The organism is Gilliamella sp. M0320 (genome assembly GCF_016101635.1).
Taxonomy (GTDB): Bacteria; Pseudomonadota; Gammaproteobacteria; order Enterobacterales; family Orbaceae; genus Gilliamella; species Gilliamella apis.
This window is the reverse complement of sequence record NZ_JACFQD010000001.1, coordinates 366,773-387,455: the sequence shown is the minus strand read 5'-3', so window position 1 is coordinate 387,455 and position 20,683 is coordinate 366,773. Positions and strand designations below refer to the sequence as shown.

General features: G+C 35.0%; 15 protein-coding genes and 4 tRNA genes. 5 read left to right on the top strand and 14 right to left on the bottom strand.

The annotated features are described in order from the left end of the window. Positions 1 to 67 precede the first annotated feature (67 nt). The 3 genes from H3T83_RS01740 to H3T83_RS01730 all read left to right on the top strand — a co-directional run bounded on the left by H3T83_RS01740 (position 68) and on the right by H3T83_RS01730 (position 3,530). Entirely contained in the window at positions 68 to 691 is a 624-nt protein-coding gene (locus tag H3T83_RS01740) for a CoA pyrophosphatase (protein ID WP_198214904.1), read from the top strand. 299 nt (positions 692 to 990) lie between these two features. Next, positions 991 to 1,791 (top strand): YdgH/BhsA/McbA-like domain containing protein, encoded by an 801-nt coding sequence (locus tag H3T83_RS01735; protein WP_198214903.1) that lies wholly within the window; start codon positions 991 to 993, stop codon positions 1,789 to 1,791. Positions 1,792 to 2,132: 341 nt separating this feature from the next. Continuing rightward, positions 2,133 to 3,530, top strand: a complete 1,398-nt coding sequence (locus H3T83_RS01730) for a hypothetical protein (protein WP_198214902.1) — start codon at positions 2,133 to 2,135, stop codon at positions 3,528 to 3,530. Positions 3,531 to 3,796: 266 nt separating this feature from the next. Here H3T83_RS01730 and H3T83_RS01725 read toward each other — a convergent pair. The 6 genes from H3T83_RS01725 to H3T83_RS01700 all read right to left on the bottom strand — a co-directional run bounded on the left by H3T83_RS01725 (position 3,797) and on the right by H3T83_RS01700 (position 6,131). Next, positions 3,797 to 3,871 (bottom strand) — tRNA-Gln (locus H3T83_RS01725). 130 nt (positions 3,872 to 4,001) lie between these two features. Further along, positions 4,002 to 4,076, bottom strand: a tRNA-Gln gene (locus H3T83_RS01720). A 26-nt stretch (positions 4,077 to 4,102) separates the two neighbouring features. Further along, positions 4,103 to 4,187 (bottom strand) — tRNA-Leu (locus tag H3T83_RS01715). A gap of 37 nt (positions 4,188 to 4,224) precedes the next feature. Continuing rightward, positions 4,225 to 4,301, bottom strand: a tRNA-Met gene (locus H3T83_RS01710). A gap of 117 nt (positions 4,302 to 4,418) precedes the next feature. Further along, positions 4,419 to 5,516: a multifunctional CCA tRNA nucleotidyl transferase/2'3'-cyclic phosphodiesterase/2'nucleotidase/phosphatase gene (locus H3T83_RS01705; RefSeq protein ID WP_110453138.1), complete on the bottom strand. Its 1,098-nt coding sequence runs from the start codon at positions 5,514 to 5,516 to the stop codon at positions 4,419 to 4,421. Next, entirely contained in the window at positions 5,517 to 6,131 is a 615-nt protein-coding gene (locus H3T83_RS01700) for a TIGR04211 family SH3 domain-containing protein (RefSeq protein ID WP_065578593.1), read from the bottom strand. 629 nt (positions 6,132 to 6,760) lie between these two features. On the opposite strand from H3T83_RS01700, the gene H3T83_RS01695 reads away from it, so the two are divergent. Then, entirely contained in the window at positions 6,761 to 7,765 is a 1,005-nt protein-coding gene (locus H3T83_RS01695) for a substrate-binding domain-containing protein (RefSeq protein ID WP_198191824.1), read from the top strand. 196 nt (positions 7,766 to 7,961) lie between these two features. Here H3T83_RS01695 and recB read toward each other — a convergent pair whose 3' ends face one another. The 3 genes from recB to H3T83_RS01680 are packed head-to-tail and all read right to left on the bottom strand — an operon-like array spanning position 7,962 to position 12,185. Further along, positions 7,962 to 11,441 (bottom strand): exodeoxyribonuclease V subunit beta, encoded by a 3,480-nt coding sequence (recB, locus tag H3T83_RS01690; RefSeq protein WP_198214901.1) that lies wholly within the window; start codon positions 11,439 to 11,441, stop codon positions 7,962 to 7,964. After that, a complete protein-coding gene (gene sixA, locus H3T83_RS01685; protein WP_232351085.1) occupies positions 11,420 to 11,863 on the bottom strand; it encodes a phosphohistidine phosphatase SixA in 444 nt (147 codons plus the stop codon). Before sixA ends, recB begins: the two co-directional genes overlap by 22 nt. A gap of 25 nt (positions 11,864 to 11,888) precedes the next feature. Further along, complete coding sequence (locus tag H3T83_RS01680) at positions 11,889 to 12,185, bottom strand: YfcZ/YiiS family protein (RefSeq protein WP_086354127.1); 297 nt, start codon at positions 12,183 to 12,185, stop codon at positions 11,889 to 11,891. Between the two features lie 151 nt (positions 12,186 to 12,336). On the opposite strand from H3T83_RS01680, the gene H3T83_RS01675 reads away from it, so the two are divergent. Continuing rightward, complete coding sequence (locus H3T83_RS01675) at positions 12,337 to 13,734, top strand: MFS transporter (protein WP_198214899.1); 1,398 nt, start codon at positions 12,337 to 12,339, stop codon at positions 13,732 to 13,734. Positions 13,735 to 13,784: 50 nt separating this feature from the next. Here the strand turns inward: H3T83_RS01675 and H3T83_RS01670 are convergent, their stop codons facing one another. The 5 genes from H3T83_RS01670 to H3T83_RS01650 form a co-directional block, all read right to left on the bottom strand. Next, on the bottom strand, positions 13,785 to 15,551 hold the full coding sequence (locus H3T83_RS01670; RefSeq protein ID WP_198214898.1) for a DEAD/DEAH family ATP-dependent RNA helicase: 1,767 nt from the start codon (positions 15,549 to 15,551) through the stop codon (positions 13,785 to 13,787). 348 nt (positions 15,552 to 15,899) lie between these two features. Beyond that, positions 15,900 to 16,751 carry a lipoprotein NlpI gene (gene nlpI / locus H3T83_RS01665; RefSeq protein ID WP_110453134.1) on the bottom strand — a complete coding sequence of 284 codons (852 nt, stop codon included), beginning with the start codon at positions 16,749 to 16,751 and terminating at the stop codon, positions 15,900 to 15,902. Positions 16,752 to 16,775: 24 nt separating this feature from the next. After that, positions 16,776 to 18,890: a polyribonucleotide nucleotidyltransferase gene (gene pnp / locus H3T83_RS01660; RefSeq protein ID WP_110453337.1), complete on the bottom strand. Its 2,115-nt coding sequence runs from the start codon at positions 18,888 to 18,890 to the stop codon at positions 16,776 to 16,778. Positions 18,891 to 19,207: 317 nt separating this feature from the next. Beyond that, complete coding sequence (rpsO, locus tag H3T83_RS01655) at positions 19,208 to 19,477, bottom strand: 30S ribosomal protein S15 (protein ID WP_065578587.1); 270 nt, start codon at positions 19,475 to 19,477, stop codon at positions 19,208 to 19,210. A gap of 147 nt (positions 19,478 to 19,624) precedes the next feature. Beyond that, positions 19,625 to 20,548 carry a LysR family transcriptional regulator gene (locus H3T83_RS01650; protein WP_065578586.1) on the bottom strand — a complete coding sequence of 308 codons (924 nt, stop codon included), beginning with the start codon at positions 20,546 to 20,548 and terminating at the stop codon, positions 19,625 to 19,627. Between the last annotated feature and the right edge of the window lie 135 nt (positions 20,549 to 20,683).

The window sequence follows — 20,683 nt, the reverse complement described above, 5'->3', positions numbered from 1 at the left end:
TTCTCCAATAATTTTATATTATAACGTAAAAAGAATGTAAACCTAAAAATAAAACGAAATAAATATTATGACCACAATCGAAAAAATATCACAATCCTTAAAAAAAACCAAAAAACAATTTCACACCATTAATAAAGCAGCAGTATTAATACCCATTATCTCTATCAAAAATCAATTACACCTACTTCTTCAAGTACGTTCAAAGAAACTTAAATGGCAACCCGGTGATTTTTGCTTTCCTGGTGGTCGAGTTGAAGTAACTGATGATAGCCCTGAATATACAGCTAAACGTGAAACCTTTGAAGAATTAGGCATTCCTATTGATCAAATAACTATTTTGGGGCAATTGCCGAAATTTATTGCTTCATTAGGTATGATAATTTATCCATTTGTCGCAAAAATTGAATCCTTAGATAACTTGCTACTTAATCAAGATGAAGTTGAATCTGTTTTTACGGTTCCACTTGAATGGTTTATTAACTATCCACCGAAACAAGCTAACATGTTAGTCGGTTTCAAGCCTGATGACAATTTTCCATTTGAATTGGTACCTAATCGAACCGCAAATTGGCAACAAAAGTCGCAACATAATGTTCATTTTTATCAATATGATAATTTTGTTATTTGGGGATTGACTGCACAAATTATTAATAGTTTTATAAGTACCATCAAAAGTAATACTCAATTATAAATTACAGTTAAATTAAATATGCTTCAGTTCTGACTTTAACATAAAATGCTTTAAGAAAAATTTTTTCAAAAAAAACCAAGTGGTACCTACACAAATATTTTGATTAATATATACTATTAATCGGTTATTTCTCATTTCTATCATTTCTACCCTGTTTTATCTAGCTGTCTGAAAGAATTAGTAAAAGATTTATTTCGAGAGCGTTATTCGTTTTTCAAAACTCTCATGCAATACCCCCATAAAATAAGCGTTACAAATTGTTTTTTAATTTTTATAACATAAATATGAAGGACATTATTATGAAACGTTTTAATAAATCATCTATTGCATTAGCTTTACTATTATCTCTACCTGTTGCCAATATTTATGCGGCATCACCATTAACAGCAGAAGAAAGTCATAACCTCATTCCTTATAAAGAAATTTCAGTAACTGGTAGCTATTTACAAGCACAAAATGCAGCAGATGATATATCTAAAGCTGCTGATGAAGCTGGAGCAAAATATTATCATATCACTGGTATTGAACAACCAGCCACTGGTACTTCAACCGATCGCGCTGTTGTTTATGCGGATATTTATTTATCAAATGCGCCAATTGCTGTCAGCAAAGATGAAGCTACCCATAATGGCATTGTGCTTTATCCTCGCTCTAAAGCACTTTATTATTTACCATTTGAAATAGTTAAATACAAAGGTAGCTATAACAATACCGCTGAAATAATGGATTCAGCAAGTAAATTAGCAGCAGAAAAAAATGCTTATGCATTTTATGTGTATTCAATTACTGCCGATGATGTTAAAAATAATGAGCAGGAAATTGATGTTGCTTTATTTAAAAAAGATGCGCCAGTCCGTGACTTTATTATCTCTAAAGCTATTGCAGGTCAAGATGCTTATGAGATCACTAGTGATGCTTTCAAAGTGATGAAACCTTATCAAACTATTGTTTTCCATGGCACATTCAATAATACTAGCGAAATTAGTGCTGCTGCACAAAAATATGCTATCGCTAATGATGCTCATTTCTATTATGTCAAAGAAGTCTCTGCCAATCGTGCCGGCACCGCTCAAACAGTTTATGTAAATTTATATAAATAACGATCCACTACATAATTATCCATGTGTTAAATATCATATTTTTACACATGGATTTTTTACAAAAATTAACTTTTAGTTTCAAGCTCTACCTAACAATGCAATTCATAAAAAAGATTTTTATCCAAGAATTAAGCTTTTCACGATTTAAGTTTTTAGTAATAAGTATCAGCATAATTTAAACACAATAAATGTATCTTTTTTATTTAAATTTAAGAATTAAAAGGTAAGGTAAGATGATGTTATTGAAAGGATTTAAATTTATTCTGTGTTCTCAATTTCAATGCTTAACACGATTTATCATATTCTTTTTAATTTCAGTGTTTTTAATGAGCGGATTAGCTTTGGCATTGGATACAAAAACAGTAGAGGTTATTCATGGTTCCGCTCCCTATTTTACTAACCCAGATGCGATAGGCATAAATGGATCTCGAGAATATAATCAACAAAACTTTCACTATTTTGGAGTAAAATTACAAACAACAATAAACTCTGAATTAAATAGTTTAAACGACACAATAAAGTCCATAAATTTCCCTCAAGTTGATCCTAATACAACCACACCAAATCAATTGTTAACTATGTTAAAGTCTGATTATGGTTTTGAACCTATAATAATGCCATTTTCACCTACTAATCCAATTGATAGCCAGAACGTCTCTGATGATGACGGCGATGTTATAACTAAAATAACCCCACCTGATGGCGGTTTTAAAATAGATTGGTTCTATCGAGCTGCCAATATATCCTATTTGTTATTGGAGCCAGATAGAAATAGAACCTTTTGTGAGCTAGCACGGTTGGGGTGGAACCCATATATCAGAATTTCAGGCACTATCGCTTTAGTCTCTGAATATGGCATGCCAAATTATACAATTTATTCTACGCCTAAAAGTGACTTTTTGATTTACAATGCGATCAAACCTACCGTTTGTGCAAATCGACCATCAATTGTATATTCATTCCCTTTCGAAAATCGAGATTACACTGGTGACTGGGCACATTTAACTTGGGGTGATAACAATCAACACATAGTTGATTCTGGCTTCGTCAATAAAGTCAGTGCTGGTGGTTTTCCAACTACTGGATTTGATCAAGCACGATTTCTCATGTTTATAGCTGGTGCACCTTTTGATTTATCGACAATAACATCATCAAATAGTTCAAAAGGAGTAAATGTTCAAATAAACACAATTAGTGATAATGATGTAGATAGCCACCTAGCTAACACGGCTGTACAAGTTAAATTGCTAGGAGAAGCCACTGAAGCAAATCCTACATTTTCTATAAAATCCAACGGTGAAGATATTTATTCGTTTACTATTAAGAAATGGTTCTCCGCACCCAGCCAAGATTTTTATCCTTATAATCAAAGTAGAAGTGTTTGTCAGGGAAACTATATCGTTCCATCTATTGAAGATTTAACCAACAGTGACCAAGGTCTTATAACTAGTGGCGGTGCTTGCCAATCTGATAATAACTCAGATAATTGCCTAGCCATTACAACAAATCACTATTATCGTCAGGTTGGAAACAATCTTCTAGCTGAATGGGGTGATGTAACTAACGAAGAAAACTATTATCATCACACCTATCCCGGTAACCATTTCCCTAAAGGACATTTATATTGGACTTCAGACGAAAGAGATAGTAATAACCAATATGCAGTAGGTTCAACAAAAGGGGCTATTGAATGGCAGTTGAAAGATAATGAATTATATTTTGTTTGTGTGCTGAAATAGAAAATTTATTCATAAATTGCGTTATAAGATGATATAACGCAATTTTCATTGTTATTATAGTTAAAATAATTTTAATTTCGCTTTTAAAAAGCAGATAATCCACTTTAGTATTTACTGTTAAAAGCAACTCATCATTTATATATTAAATAAGATAAATAAACTTAATCCAAAAAATAACTAGTGGCTGATTTTTCAACTATGACTATCAATTGACATTAATCAATTCACTCAAAAGAGTGATACATAGATAATGTTTGAAAATTAAATGGCTGGGGTACCAGGATTCGAACCTGGGCATGGCGGGATCAAAACCCGCTGCCTTACCGCTTGGCTATACCCCAATATGAATGGAGATTAGATATCTGATAAATATACTAATTCCGCATATTTTTATAGAATTGATTATAGTGGCAAAGTTCCAATATAAAAATAGACTAAAAAGTCGGATATAAAAATATGAGCAGATTGGAATGGCTGGGGTACCAGGATTCGAACCTGGGCGTGGCGGGATCAAAACCCGCTGCCTTACCGCTTGGCTATACCCCAATAAAGGATAGACATTAAGATTAAAATGGTGCGGGTGGAGAGACTTGAACTCACACACCTTGCGGCGCCAGAACCTAAATCTGGTGCGTCTACCAATTTCGCCACACCCGCACTGTATACTTTCGGTAAAAGTACAAACTAATCTTAATGGTGGCTACGACGGGATTCGAACCTGTGACCCCATCATTATGAGTGATGTGCTCTAACCAGCTGAGCTACGTAGCCATTTCATTCGCAACGTCATAACCAACACTGCGAGGCGCATTATGCTTGTGTTACGGCAAATCGTCAACCCTTTTTTTTAGATATTTTAAAAAAAAGTGACGATTGATTAAGATGCAATCAAATACCGTTTAATATCACTTCAATTCGCCTTTTTTGTAACTCATTATGAATTAACTTTCCAGTATAACCTTCGGCAATTATATTTTGAACATCGACTGCTTGAGCTAATTTATATGCTTGTTCAAGGTATTGAGCTTGAGGAAATAATTCCGTTTTAGCATAAGATTGGCTAGCAATTATCAATTGATTAAGATGGGCTGGGTTGCGCCATACATCTATTTTATTGAACAATTCGATAATTTGTTCCGCAGTTAATTGTATCACGTTAGTAACACTATTATGAAATTGCTGCACCATAATTGCTAATTTCGTATATTGATTAGGGGCTTTAATTTGTAAACAAAGTTTTTCTAGCTCAGTTTTGGATACAAATTCACCACACAAGACTGCAAAGCGCACGGTCAGATCATTCGTCAGTAAAGTCGATTTTTTTAATGCATCAGTAATAGTGCTGGAAAGTTTGAGTGATGGAAATAATAACGCTAAAGCACCACATTGTTCCAGTACTTGAAAATAAACTTGCGGATCCTCAGTCGCTAGCGCCTTTTCAGTCTCTTTCCATACCCGTTCTGCTGTAAGGGTATTTATTTCACCAGCAGAGACCATCTCTTTCATTAAATTATTCGTTTCATCAACAATTCTGAAACCTAAATGGTGATAACGGGCAGCGAAACGGGCCACTCGCAAAACTCGTAGGGGATCTTCTCTGAATGCAGGAGAAACATGGCGTAATAATTTAAGCTTAATATCATTAACACCATGATAAGGATCGACTATATTGCCTTCTTGATCCATGGCAATCGCATTTATAGTAAGATCTCGTCGAATAAGATCTTGCTCTAAAGTAATATCTTTACTAAAGTCACAAATAAAGCCTGTATAGCCTTTACCTGATTTCCGCTCTGTTCGAGCTAGAGCATACTCTTCTTTAGTTTTGGGATGTAAAAAAACAGGAAAATCTTTACCAACCTGTTGATAACCTAATGCTAAAAGTTCATCTGGGGTTGCACCAACCACAACCCAGTCTCGATCAACAACAGGGAGATGTAACAATCTATCTCTAACTGAACCGCCAACAAGATAGATTTTACTCATTTAACGCATCCAACGATCTTTTTTACGACGGCCAGGCATAATAGCCGGCAAAATAAGACCTAGAAGGAAACCACCACCAGCAACTAATCCACCATAAGTAAACCAAGTTACAATCAGATCACGGCGCTTATCATCAACTTGATTTAACATAGACTCAAGCTTCATCTCTTGCTGTTTATTAAGTTGTTCTAACTCATTATTCTTAGCTTGTAAGCTTTCAATCGATTGTTCAGCTTTTTGTAGTTTTTCGGCATAATCTTGGATGGCATTTTGTTGATTTTTTTCTGCATTATCAACTTTATCTTTATACTCAGCAAGTTGTGCTTCTAATAATGGCACAAGTTCTTTAAAACTAGGTTGATCTTTTAATTTATTAGACTCAATCCAAGCTGAACTACCATTAGGAAGCTGTATTCGTGTATATTTACCATCAGCACTTTTTTCAAGTTCAATTACTTTCTGACCGGCTTTAACTGCGTTTGAATAAGCATATTGAGAGCTAGGGCCTCGGCGTAGATAAATATCAACATTTTCAGTAACATATTTATCAACTGCATTTGCACTAAAAGCTACAGCAATAAAAGAAAGTAATGTAATAATATTCTGTTTTTTCATGATATTTTATATTTTTTACCCATAATAAAAACATGATAACACAAAAAGTAGCCTTTTCGCACAACCATTTATAATAAAAATTTGATAATCTCAAATTTTATCAATAATAAATGAAATCGATTACATTCATTAAAAATATAAATCAAAAAACAATAATCCAATGATGTGAATAAATAAAAAAAATCATCACATTATTTAGGACTCAGCAAAATATAGAGTTAATAGTCAATCATTATGCTATGCAATTTATTATCCAACACCATTGGTTAATAAATATTTATTTACAAGAACTACCCCCCAGTTACGCCATGTGAATAGAAGTAGTAACAAACAAAAATGTTTACTTTTTTCGTTAATTTTTACAGCTAAATATTTTCAATCTTCATCATTAATATATTTTTACTGAAACGATTCATATAAAAATGAGCTTATTGGCAAACTAAAAATTTTGTTCTATTATAACCAGTTAAGTTGATATTCAGAATATTACGGGCAACAACAATAGCAAATGTAATAGTAATATTTGAATCTTAGGTTTTCAGCCAATTTACGAGCTATTTATTCTAATCAATCGATAATTTGAAAACTCTATATTGGCAATAAGTTAAAAAAAGTTAAAAGGATTTTTTATGGCGACAATAAAAGATGTTGCAAAATTAGCAAAGGTTTCCGTTGCAACGGTATCACGGGTAATTAATAACGCTGACAATGTCAGTAATAAAACACGTGAAACAGTAAAAAAATCCATGGAAAAATTAAATTATTACCCTGATGCTAACGCCCGAGCGTTATCCCAACAAAACTCTAAGACTATTGGCATTGTGGTGGCAGACCTATCCGATCCATTTTCTGGCGCGATGATTAGTACTGTTGAAAAAGTTGCAGCGAAAAACGGCCATTTTTTGCTGATTGGTAATGGCTACCACAATAAAAAACAAGAATATAATGCTATAACTAATCTTATAGAACATCGTTGTTCTTCTTTAGTTGTGCATGCAAAAATGCTAGAGGATTATCAATTAATAAAGCTGATGCAGCAAATTCCTGGTATGGTTCTAATTAATCGAATATTGGAAGGTTTTGAAAAACGCTGTATTGCTCTTGATAGTCGTTATGGTTCCTACCTAGCCGTTAAACATTTAATTCAGCATGGTCATACTAATATTGGGTATTTATGTTCCAACCATAGCATCTCTGACTCAGCAGATAGATTACAAGGCTATAAAGATGCATTAATCGAGCATCACATTGATATTAATGATAATTTCATTGCCTTCGGCTCTCCTAATGAAGAAGGAGGAGAACAAGCAATGATGTCTCTTTTAGAACGTAATCGACAAATTACGGCGATTGCCTGTTACAATGATTCAATGGCTGCTGGTGCTATGTCAGTATTATACGATAATGATATAAAAATTCCGGATGACATTTCGATCATTGGCTTTGATGATCTTTTAATTGCTCGATATTTACATCCAAAGCTAACAACTATTCGTTATCCATTACACACAATGGCCGAACAAGCAGCTGAACTTGCATTACAATTAGCAAAAGGAGAACCTCCGCCAGCTAACTTAATCAATGTATTTATTCCAACGTTAACTAAACGATACTCCGTTAATAATATTCGCTAATTAATATTAAACTTAAAACGAACAAGGCCCTAAGAAATGTCGAAAACTTTATAATAACAGTTTTCGACATTGAGCTATTTACCCATATAAGACTAGCTAAAACCAAACTTCAGTTTGCACACCAAAACTAATTTGATTTTCTTTGCCATTAAGTTGTCCAGATATCGCAAAATCACAAGTATTTGTGCCGAGTTATTTAAGTTAAATCTTTTCCATCAAATAATTTATCGAGTTTCTCTATAAACTGTTGCTTTGGTAGATGATAAAAGATCCCTTGTTTAGGAAGTCCCCGTAAAAATAGATAATAAACACCACCAAAATGCGTTTCATATCGATAATCAGCTAAACGGCTGCGTAAAAATCGATGCAGGGCTAAGCAATAAATTTGATACTGCAGCTCATAACGATGCTCACACATAACTTGATTTAATGCTGACTCGGTATAAGCCTCTACCCCATCACCTAACCAATTTGATTTATAATCTACAATATAATATTTACCCTGGTACTCAAACACTAAATCGATAAATCCTTTTAGCATGCCTTGTACAGTTTCAAAATCCAAAGGAGGACATTGTTTGGATAAATCATCATACTCTTTACATAAACTATCTAATTGCTTACTGGTCACAGCACTGCGAATGGGAAAATAAAATTGTAATTCATTAATACATTGGCTATTTAAAACATCGGCTAATAACGGCCCATCTTGATCTTGTCTTTTATTTAGTTTCGTTGCTAAAACCTGTTGTAACCAATCATTTAGCACTGTTAACCAATGCGGTGGTAAACTCAATTTTTTAATCGTACTAGCGCACAAATCCTCGGCATTAGTTGGCGTTAAATTTTCCATAATGGAATGCAACAATGTACCAACATATGCACCTTTTGGAAAATGATGGATATCATATTGCTCTTCAGTTGATAATGAATCGGCGGATTCGAGATTATTTTCACGCCAATCACTAAGCATAGTCGAATTAAGACCAACTACATTATTATGTTTTTGTAATTCGGTATAACTGGTTACACGCCAACTATTAGATAATTTACGTTTAAATACATTGGCGGTAAGTGAAAGATTGGCGGCTAATTCAGCATTATACTGCTCACCTAAAATAGGTAATTGTAATTCAACCAAATCAGCAAATTTAGCAATTGAACGCAAGTCACCTTTTAATAAATAATCAATCGCTGATTGACTGTTTTTTAATGATGCTAAGCCAACACTACAATGAAAGATTGAACGTGTCATAGCAACATAAAGTAAACGTAAATCTTCGGCTAAACGTTCATCTTCAATCTGTTGTTTTATTTCATCGGTTAATAGCCAAGCATAAGTTGGTTGATAATCATTATTTTTGTCATGATAAAACTGACTATCTGAATTTCGAAATTGAGCAGCAAATGGTAACCAAACAATAGGAAACTCTAAACCTTTAGATTTATGAATAGTAATAATTTTTACTAAATTTTCATCACTTTCTAATCGTTGCTCATGATTTTCTAAATTTGCATCAGGACTGACAATTTGTCTTGATAACCAGCGAACCAAAGCATGTGGGCTATCAAGTTCGTCGGCCGCTTCTTGCAATAGCTCACCTAGATGCATCAAATTAGTTAAAGTCCGTTCACCATTTGGGCTAGCTAATATATTTTCAGCTAACTGACGTTTTTTCATCATCCGGCGCAACATGACTAACACACCATAATATTGCCAGATAATCTGATATTGCTTAAACTCCTCTATCAAACCTTCCCATTTATCTTGATCATCAGTTATTTGCTCAAGTTCAGTCATGGTTTGTCCTAACAGTGTCGTCATTAAAGCTAAGCGCAAAGCGGTTTCATTTTCTGGCATAAGCACTGCTTGTAACAAACACAGGACCTCCTGTGCTTCTTTAGCTAGAAAGACACTACTGCGATTAGATAAATAAACGCTTTTAACCCCAACATTGGTTAACTTTTGTTGGATGATCTCTGCTTCGTATCCGGTACGGACTAAAATGGCAATATCAGCAGTTGTAATTGGTCTTTGACCATCTTTATCCTTCAATAAAATGGTCGGATCAGTCAACCACGTCACAATCTGCTTGGCACAACAGTTGGCGATATGCTCTTGATAATCGGTTTTTGTGCTAACTTCATCAGGTAATAAGTATGCCGCTAAAGCATTAACCTCTTGATTATTGATAATCAAACCTTTTTGTTGATTACGTTCGGCACTTTCCATTGGTAAAAATGGAATATTTTCAAAAATAAACGGATTATCATGATAATTAAATAACGAATTAACTGCATTCACCATCAATGATGAAGAACGGTGGTTAACCTGCATAGTAAAATTATTTTCACCAGTTGATGATTTTGCTTTTAGATAAGTAAAAATATCTGCACCACGGAAGCTATAAATCGCTTGTTTAGGATCTCCAATAAACAGTAACCCAGTCTCTTTCGGATAACGATTATAGATACGATCAAAAATTTTATACTGCACCGGATCGGTATCTTGAAATTCATCAATCAGCGCTACACAGTATTTTTTCGCAATACTCTCTGCTAATCGATTACCATTTCTAGCACGTAGAGCTCGGTTCAACTGGCTTAAGAGATCATCAAAACTCATTTCACCACGTTTGATCTTCTGAATATAAATACGCTTTTGAATGACTTTAACGATATCCATTAGAACTTCGCCGCGTAAATCAATAGAACTATTACATAGCGCTTCAATACTCTCAAAAATGGCATGAGTCGGAGGATTTTTACCTTGCTTAGTTTTTTCAATTAAAATCGACTGACTAAATTTAGTTAACTCACTAGGCAGTTTAAATGAACGGATTGGCATCTGCGCCCAGGCAGTAACTTTAGCCAACCAATTAGGTAAATTACGGCTACTATAGGATTGTTTATTAACGCCTGATTGAGCAATTATTTCTGGCAGATCGGCAATTGAATCTAACCACTGTTTTTTGATCAGACTGATCTGCTGAAAATATTTTTGATAAAATTGCTGAATCTTGCCACTGATATCAATATGTTCTTCTTGCTGCTCATCAAATTCAAAATTTAAATAAGGTCTGATGTCGGATAGCAATCTTTCTGGATCCTGCCAATAGTCAAGAATCAGGTAGGCTAATGCTTTGTCGAGAGGAACAAAGTAGTGACGCCAAAAATCTTGCACAACTTGTAACTTTAGATCTTGTTCATCGGTTATCAATGTTTGTTCAAACAGTACACCTGATTCGAAAGCATGACTAGTCAATATACGTTGACAAAAACCATGAATCGTATAAATCGCCGCATCATCCATTGATTGTTGTACTTGGGTTAATTTCTGTATTGCTTGGTTGCTATCATCAACTAAATCAATTAATTGTTGATAAATTGGATCATCATGATGACCTTGTAACAACCCTAATCGTAATTCTTGAATATTTTGCCTGATACGAGATCGCAGTTCTTGAGTAGCGGCTTTAGTAAAGGTCACCACTAAAATCTGATTAACATCAAGAGGTGTGGGATAACTGTTTTTACCAATCCCCAATAATAATCGCAGATAAATAAATGCGAGCGAATAGGTTTTACCTGTTCCTGCTGACGCTTCGATTAGCGTTCGACCAGTTAAAGGTAAATCAAATAAATTAAGCTTTTTTATTTCACTACATGAAACCATTCTAGCTTTCCTGCCGTATTAGCGAATAAATCAACACAAGCAATAGCAGCTGTAGGAAACATTGGTGGTGAAACATCTGGACATAACTCATTAACCAAATAACCAACTAGAGGTAGATGCGAAACAATAATCACATTTTCGATACCACGATCGGGTAGTGTCATTAATAAATCAGCAATATGAGAAGGGCTACCGCCAGGCACCAAAAGATTATCAGTTTCGAATTGAGAAACTCGGCAGTGTGAGGATAATTCAGTGAAAGTCTGTTGGGCTCTTAAATAAGGACTGACTAACCCTAAATCAAATTTAAAACTTTGTTGATTAAGCCATAGCCCTGCCTGACTGGCTTGTTTTAAACCAAAATCAGTTAAAGTACGACTTGCATCAGATGAAGCAGCAAAACCTGCCTCACCATGTCTCATAATACAAACTTTCATAAAAGAATGATTAACGTAATTTCAATTGGAAAATCATACATTCAGCGCCACAGCAGAAAGTAAATTTAGCTGTTAATTTATAACCATTTTCAACTTTATCGATGCTGCTGTTAATTTCACAAGGCTCTGTTTCAACAGCTTTTGCCGCTTGAGTTAATTTAGCTAATTTGGCATTTGCTTCTGATTCAGATGTAAAAACATGCTCATATTCTGCACTACAATCTTCATTGTCTATAATTGTACCTACATCAACGCAACAACATGCAGGTGTTTCGTTAGCTTTACATTTATTTAAAGAATCTGTCATTGTGTACCTCTACCTCTGTTTTACCGATTAATATGGCATTAGTATACTCTTAATCACTATTAAGGGCAAAATGTTAAAAACCTTTACCACAACACAAATTTTTGGCGTATATTAAAGTTTTATTGTTATTTTTCTGAATTAATCAAACCACATGATGCAACAAAATAGTCACGTCCGAAAAATGGCGATTTTAGTCGCTGCAACGTTTTTCATGGAAAATCTAGACGCTACAGTGATCACCACGGCAATTCCAGCTATGGCAAAATCATTTCTAACCAATCCTCAAGATTTATCTATTGGGATTAGTGCCTATATGCTTGCACTTACCATTGGTTTACCGGCCAGTGGCTGGATCGCTAACCGTTTTACCGCCTATCGAGTCTTTTCGATTTCGATTATTTTATTTATGTTAGCATCAATATTGTGTGCCATATCGACTAATCTGACCATGTTTACCGTCGCAAGATTAATTCAAGGTTTAGGTGGATCATTAATGGTACCGGTAGGCAGAACGGTGGTATTAAGTCGAACGGAAAAACAACATTTAGTCAGCACTATTTCTATTTTAGTTTGGCCAGGCTTAATTGCGCCATTAATGGGGCCGATTATTGGTGGCTTCTTTGCGCAATATCTAACATGGCACTGGATATTTCTTCTTAATATTCCATTAGGTTTTATCGCCCTATTTTTTGCTCAGCGATTATTGCCCAAAGAATCACCTGAAAAACGTACATTTGACGGTGTTGGATTTATCACCTGTGGTTTAGGCCTACTACTATTTGTTTATGGACTTGAAATAATTTCTCATTCAAGTAGTAGTCTCTGGATAGGCGTAACAATATCTTTGGTCGGTAGCTTAATATTAATCTTTGCCTACTATCATTTAGCTCATACTCAACATCCATTAATTAGTCTATATGCTTTTTCTAAACGTACATTTAGAATGACATTTTTTGGTGGTTCATTAATACGAATTGGCTTAAATAGTGCCCCGTTTATCTTACCGCTAATGTTTCAAGTCGGTTTTGGTTGGTCGCCGTTAACTGCAGGTTCACTACTGCTATCATTGTTTGCCGGCAATATTCTGCTTAAAACAGTAAATACACCTTTAATTCATAAGTTTGGCTTCCGCAAAATTCTGATTATCAATGGATTGTTATTATCTTCAAGTTTTGTGTTATGTGCCCTTTTCACGCCACAAACACCTATCATCTGGATTATATTAGTGCTATTCTTTTCCGGTGGTGCTCGTTCTATTCAATTTACTACCATCACCACGCTTAGTTTTTCAGAAATTGATAAAACAGAAATACAAAGCGCTAACATTTTATCTACCATTTTCCAGCAGCTAAATAACGTACTCGGCATTGTGTTAAGTGCTTTATTTCTATTTATTGCATCTAGCTATAATGGCCATAGCCAAACTGGTTTAATGGTGGAAGATTTTAGCTTAGCACTATTAATGGTAGCAGCAATGACCTTGTTAGCAATGATTGACTTTATTACCTTGCCAAAAAATGCTGGTAATAATCTCAAAGATAAGCAATAAAAAACCCCTGCCATTTGGCAGAGGTTCTTAAGAATCTAACCTAAAAAGTATTAGAACTTAGGTGCACTAGGACGGCCACGTTTTTTCGCAAAACCTTTGTCATTAGATTCTGGTTTACTACTTTTACGTCCACGTTTAGCTTCAGATGGCTTACCTGCTACCAAGCTCATTTTCATTGGTTGATTAAGTACTCTAACCCGTTCAAAATGCTTAAGGATATCTTTCGGCATGCCTTTTGGTAACTCAACGGTTGAATAAGTTTCATAAAGTTTGATATTACCAATATAGCGACTACTAATATCGGCTTCATTAGCAATTGCACCAACAATATGACGCACTTCAACACCGTTTTCTTTACCAATTTCGATACGATACATATCCATTTCACCCACATCTCGGCGTTCACGACGTTTTGGTGATTCACGATTATCGCCACGTAAGCGACGTTCACCACTTCGATTATCACGATCACGAAATTCTCTTGATGGTTTAAATACTGGATCTGGCGGTAGAATCAACGGACGATCACTCTGAGCTAATCTCAATAATGCTGTTGCAATCGTTTCAAGATCTGCGCCACTATCTGCTTGGATTTGCTCTAATAACGCTTGATATTGATCTAAATCGGCACTTTCTAATTGTTGCTGAATTTTCTGAGTAAATTTCGCTAAACGACGTTTTTCAAGCAACTCTTTCGAAGGTAATGCTACTTCAGGAATCGGCTTTTTAATTGTTTGTTCAATATTCTTAAGTAAACGACGTTCACGACTATCAACGAATAAAATTGCTCGTCCTGCACGACCTGCACGACCAGTTCGCCCAATACGGTGAACATAAGATTCTGAATCAAGAGTAATATCATAGTTAATAACTAAACTGATACGCTCAACATCTAACCCACGCGCTGCCACATCAGTTGCAATTAGGATATCTAATCGGCCATTACGCAAACGATCAAGCGTTTGCTCACGAAGTTGCTGAGTCATATCACCATTCAATGCCGCACAACTATAACCATTTTTTTCTAATACTTCGGCGACATCTAAAGTAGCGGTTTTGGTACGAACAAAAATAATTGCTGCATCAAAATCTTCAGCTTCTAAAAAGCGTACAATTGCTTCGTTTTTACGCATACCACGTACTAACCAATAGCTTTGATCAATATCAGGTGCAGTTTGATTAGTACCTTTAATTTGTACTTCTTTCGGATTATGCATAAAACGTTTAGTAATACGACGAATTGGTGCCGGCATTGTTGCTGAAAACAGTGCTGTTTGATGATCTTCTGGGATCGTAGCCATAATACTTTCAACATCATCAATAAAGCCCATTCTTAACATTTCGTCGGCTTCATCTAAAACTAAACCTTTAAGGTTTGAAAGATCTAACGTTTTACGATTTAAATGATCTAATAATCGACCTGGAGTACCCACTACAATTTGTGGACCTTGTTTTAATGCACGTAATTGCACGTCATAACGTTGACCACCATACAGTGGTAAAACTTTTACTCCTTTCACATATTTTGCATATTCAGCACAGGCATCAGCAACTTGAATTGCCAATTCACGAGTTGGTGCTAAAACCAATAATTGTGGTGCTTTTAAATTAGCATCAATATTCATCAAAAAAGGAATGGAAAAAGCAGCAGTTTTACCACTACCAGTTTGTGCCATACCCAACACATCGTTCCCTTGTAAAAGTAAAGGAATACATTCTGCTTGGATTGGCGATGGTTTAGTAAAACCAAGATCATTTAATGCGTTAAGGATTTCCTCAGATAAACCAAGGTCAATAAAAGATATTTCTGTTGTCATGTAAACTCGCTTGCAAATTGGATATATAGGCTTACTTTTCGGTTAGCAACAAACCTGATAATTACTAATCAAGATAATTTATGAGGATTACAATATTGCTCATAAAATATTACATTACCTAAATAAAACACTATATAAATTTATGCCAGCTCACTAAATTGAAAATTTACAACTCACCCCAATAACTAACTGCCAATAATCACACAATCAAACATGCATAACTGTTGCTTAAATAATTACTTTATTTAATACAAAAGATAGATAGCATAAAAATAATTGAGAATATTATGGGCAAATCAGAACTACGCTATAACAATATTTTCACTTTTAAAACTGGCATGACCCTTGTTACTTTTCTTCAAGTAACTTAATTTCGTAGAGTGCCTGTTGATGTTCAACAAAGTTATAAATATTATTAGCTAAAGCATATTTAAATAATATTTTGGCACGCTCATTGTTACCTTTACCTTGGTAATATTTACCTAAATAAAAGTACGCTTCACATAGGCGTTCGGCTAATTGCCGGTCATTTTCAACACCTTGTTGAAGGTTTTGCATTAATTTAGATTCACTAATATTACCTAAATAAAATGCAATGATATCACCACCATAACTCATTTTATCGTTTAGTTTATCGTAACGATTTTGTAACTGAGTTAAGGCAGCTTGTTTATCTATTTCTTTTTCAATCAAATAAAGCCATAAAACGCGAACAGGTTCGTTGACGTCATATTGATAGAATTTTTGTGCATCAAGCTGTGCAGCTTGATAATGTCCTGTACGATATAAAGTAATTGCTCGATTCAAATAACCAAAAGCATAAGAAGGATCTAATTCTAGTGTAGTATTAAATGCCATCATAGCATTATCGAAATCACCATCTCTTAGCGCATAAGTACCAAGAAAATTATAAACATCTGGGATCTCAGGATTGAAGCTTAAAAGGTGATTAAAATCACTTTGTGCAAATGCTTTAAAACCTAATGAATCGTAAACAATTCCTCGTTCAAAAATCAACTGCATTCGAGAAACAGTATCAAGATCTCGTCTTGATAACTGTTGACTAATTTCAGCTATTTTCAACTCATCATCATACGAAACTTGCTCAGGAACAGCAAGTAAAGGCAGAGAATTAGAACAACCTGACAAGATAATGACTGCAAAAATACAGCACAACATTCGCAGGTTGAATAATCTCATATTAAGCTCCTAGTGAATCATATTTTATTCAGCTGTTGGCGCAACTTCTGGCGCTGACTCAACCGCATCTTTCATACTTAAACGAATTCGACCTTGGCGATCAATTTCTAGTACTTTAACATTCACTTCTTGACCTACTTTTAAGTAGTCTGCAACTTTTTCCACTCGATGATCAGCGATTTGTGAAACGTGAACAAGTCCTTCTTTTCCACCAATAACTGAAACGAAAGCACCAAAATCAACAATACGTGTTACTTTACCGGTATAGATTTTACCAATTTCAACATCAGCAACTAAATTATTGATACGTGCGATTGCATCTTGTGCTTTATTACCATCCGATGCTGCAATTTTCACTGTACCATCATCTGCAATTTCAATAGTAGTACCGGTTTCTTCAGTTAATGCACGAATCGTTGCACCACCTTTACCGATGATATCACGAATTTTATCTGGATTAACATTCATCGTATAGATACGAGGAGCAAATTCAGATATCTCTTGACGAGGTTTATTAATCGCTTGTTCCATTACCCCTAAAATATGCAAACGAGCCCCTTTAGCTTGGTTTAAGGCAACTTGCATAATTTCTTTAGTGATACCTTCAATTTTGATATCCATTTGTAGTGCACTTACACCTTCACGGGTACCAGCTACTTTAAAGTCCATATCACCAAGATGGTCTTCATCACCTAAAATATCAGATAATACTACAAAGTTATCACCTTCTTTAACAAGGCCCATGGCAATACCAGCAACCGAAGACTTAATTGGTACACCAGCATCCATTAATGCTAATGATGCGCCACAAACTGAAGCCATTGAAGAAGAACCATTAGATTCAGTAATTTCAGAAACTACACGTACAGTATAGGGAAATTCTTCTTTGCTTGGCATTACCGCAGCGACACCACGTTTAGCTAAACGACCATGACCAATTTCACGACGTTTTGGTGAACCAACCATACCTGTTTCACCAACTGAATATGGAGGGAAGTTATAATGTAAAAGGAAACGTTCGGTATATTCACCAGTTAACTCATCAATGATCTGTGCATCACGTTCAGTACCTAAAGTAGCGGTAACTAATGCTTGCGTTTCACCACGAGTAAATAATGCGCTACCATGAGTTCTTGGTAATACATTGGTACGAATATCCAGAGCACGAATCATATCTTTTTCACGACCATCGATACGTGGCTCACCAGCAATAACACGTTGACGAACGATTTGGCTTTCTAAATCAACAATAATGTTAATAACTTCATTTTCGTCAAGTTCTTCATCTTTTTCTTTAAGTGTGGCTAACACTTCTTCTTTAATTAAATCGATTTGCGCATAACGAGCTTGTTTTTCAGTAATACGATAGGCTTCACCTAAACGATCTTTGGCTAACTCAGAAACCGCATTAAATAGCTCTTCATTTTTAGCTGGTGCAACCCAATCCCATTTTTCACAATTCGCTTTAGCAACAAATTCATTGATATTATCAATTACAACTTGTTGTTGATCATGGCCAAATACCACTGCCGCTAACATTTGGTCTTCAGTTAACAGATCAGCTTCTGATTCAACCATTAATACCGCACTTTTGGTACCGGCAACAACCAAATCTAAACGGCTTGATGCTAACTCTTTTACTGATGGATTTAACACAAATTCATCATTGATAAAGCCTACACGAGCAGCACCAATTGGGCCATGGAAAGGAACGCCAGATAAACAAAGTGCAGCTGATGCACCAATCATAGCAACTAAATCAGGGCTTACTTCAGGATTCACTGATACCACTGTTGCAATGATTTGAATTTCATTAACAAAACCTTCAGGAAATAATGGACGAAGTGGACGGTCGATTAAACGGGCAATTAATGTTTCGCCTTCACTTGGGCGACCTTCACGTTTGAAAAAGCCACCAGGAATACGACCAGCAGCATAAGTACGTTCTTGATAGTTAACGGTTAACGGGAAAAAGTCTTGTCCTTCTTTAACTTTTTTATTAGCAACTACAGTGACAAATACCGCAGTATCGTCCATGTTAACCATAACTGCAGCAGTTGCTTGACGCGCCATAATACCAGTTTCTAAAGTAACAGTATGGCGACCATATTGGAATTTTTGATATGTCGGATTAAACAAAATAATGTCCTCTTGTAATAAATCACGTTGAAGTTTGATATTTCGACAGGAAGCAGCATGACGCTGGAACATATTGATACACACTTCAACTATGTGTGGGATACTAAACAAAAGATTATTTCACTGTCACGACTAATGACAAATCTATAAATTATAGAGCTCTCATTAGTCGCGCGAAACATGAGATACAATCTTTTATTTTATTAATTTCTATCTTCAAAGCATTTATTTAGCTTTTCGGACTCTGCATTATATCAAAGCCTTGAATTTTCACAACGAAAAAAGAGGCCTAAGCCTCTTTTCAAGTAGATAAATAATTAGCGACGTAAACCTAGTCTTTGAATTAATTGGCTATAACGTTCAAAGTCTTTACGACGTAAATAATCTAATAATTTACGACGGCTAGACACCATGCGTAATAAACCACGGCGGCTATGGTGATCTTTTTTATGCTCAGAAAAATGACCTTGTAAGTCATTAATGCGTGCAGTTAAAAGAGCAACTTGAACTTCAGTTGAACCAGTGTCGTTAGTACCACGACCATATTCAGCAACGATTTTCGCTTTAGCTTCTACAGTTAGAGACATAATAAACCTCTTAAAATAAATATAAAAAATGGAATGACCGATCTCTAATTCAGACATTCCTCGGCATCCATATAATAAATATATGAATCGTGCGCAATTATACTGGAATTTACTGAAATAGCAATTTGATTTATTAATCGCAAACGCTTATTTGAGCTTAAAACCATACTCTTCTTGAATAAGCTTTTTCAACGCTTCGATATAATTTTGTGCCGATAAACTTAGCTGTGCTTTTTGTGATGTTATCCAGCCAATTAATATCTTTTCTTCGACATCTAAAGGGATAGATAGAATGTCTGAACCATTTAAATCAGTACTGAGCACACCGGTACTAATGGTATAACCATTTAATCCATGCAATAAATTAAATAAAGTTGCCCTATCACTGACATGAATACTCTTTTTATGATACACAGTACTTAAAATCTCTTCGGAAAAATAAAAAGAGTTATATTCACCTTGTTCAAATGAAAGATAGGGAAAATCCTCTAAATCATCTAATGTTAAAGACTTCATGGCCGCCAAAGGATGATGGGTACTGATAAATACATGTGGATCAGCCTCAAATAGTGGATTAAAAGTTAAACGATGTTCTTTAAGCAAACGTAAAATAACTTTTTGATTAAAATCAGTTAGATACAAAATACCTACTTCACTACGTAAATTAGCCACATCAGTTATAATATCGTAAGTACGAGTTTCACGTAGGGTAAACTCATATTCATCAGTATGATTCTTTTTGATTAAATTAACAAAAGCGTTTACCGCAAATGCATAATGTTGGGTAGATATGCTACACAATTGTTTGGAAGGTACTTTTTTAGCATAGTGCTGTTCTAGCAACTGAGCTTGATCTAAAACCTGTTTTGCATAACCTAAAAATTCAACTCCATCAGTCGATAATGAAACTCCTTTAGATGTCCGTACAAAAATTTCAATACCAAATTCAGCTTCCAACTCCTTCACTGCAGTTGATAAACTTGGTTGAGTAATATACAAATTTTTAGCAGCCTCATTGATTGAGCCTGAACGGGCAATTTCTAAAATGTAACGTAATTGTTGAAGCTTCATAATATCGTTAGTAATTAAAACCAATATTAATTCAAAATATAAACTACTATAAACATAGTCTGGGAGATTGTACAGCAAAAGGCAAATAGCTGTTTTTGCGCAACCTAATACCGTAGAATTGTTTTTTTAGAAGAT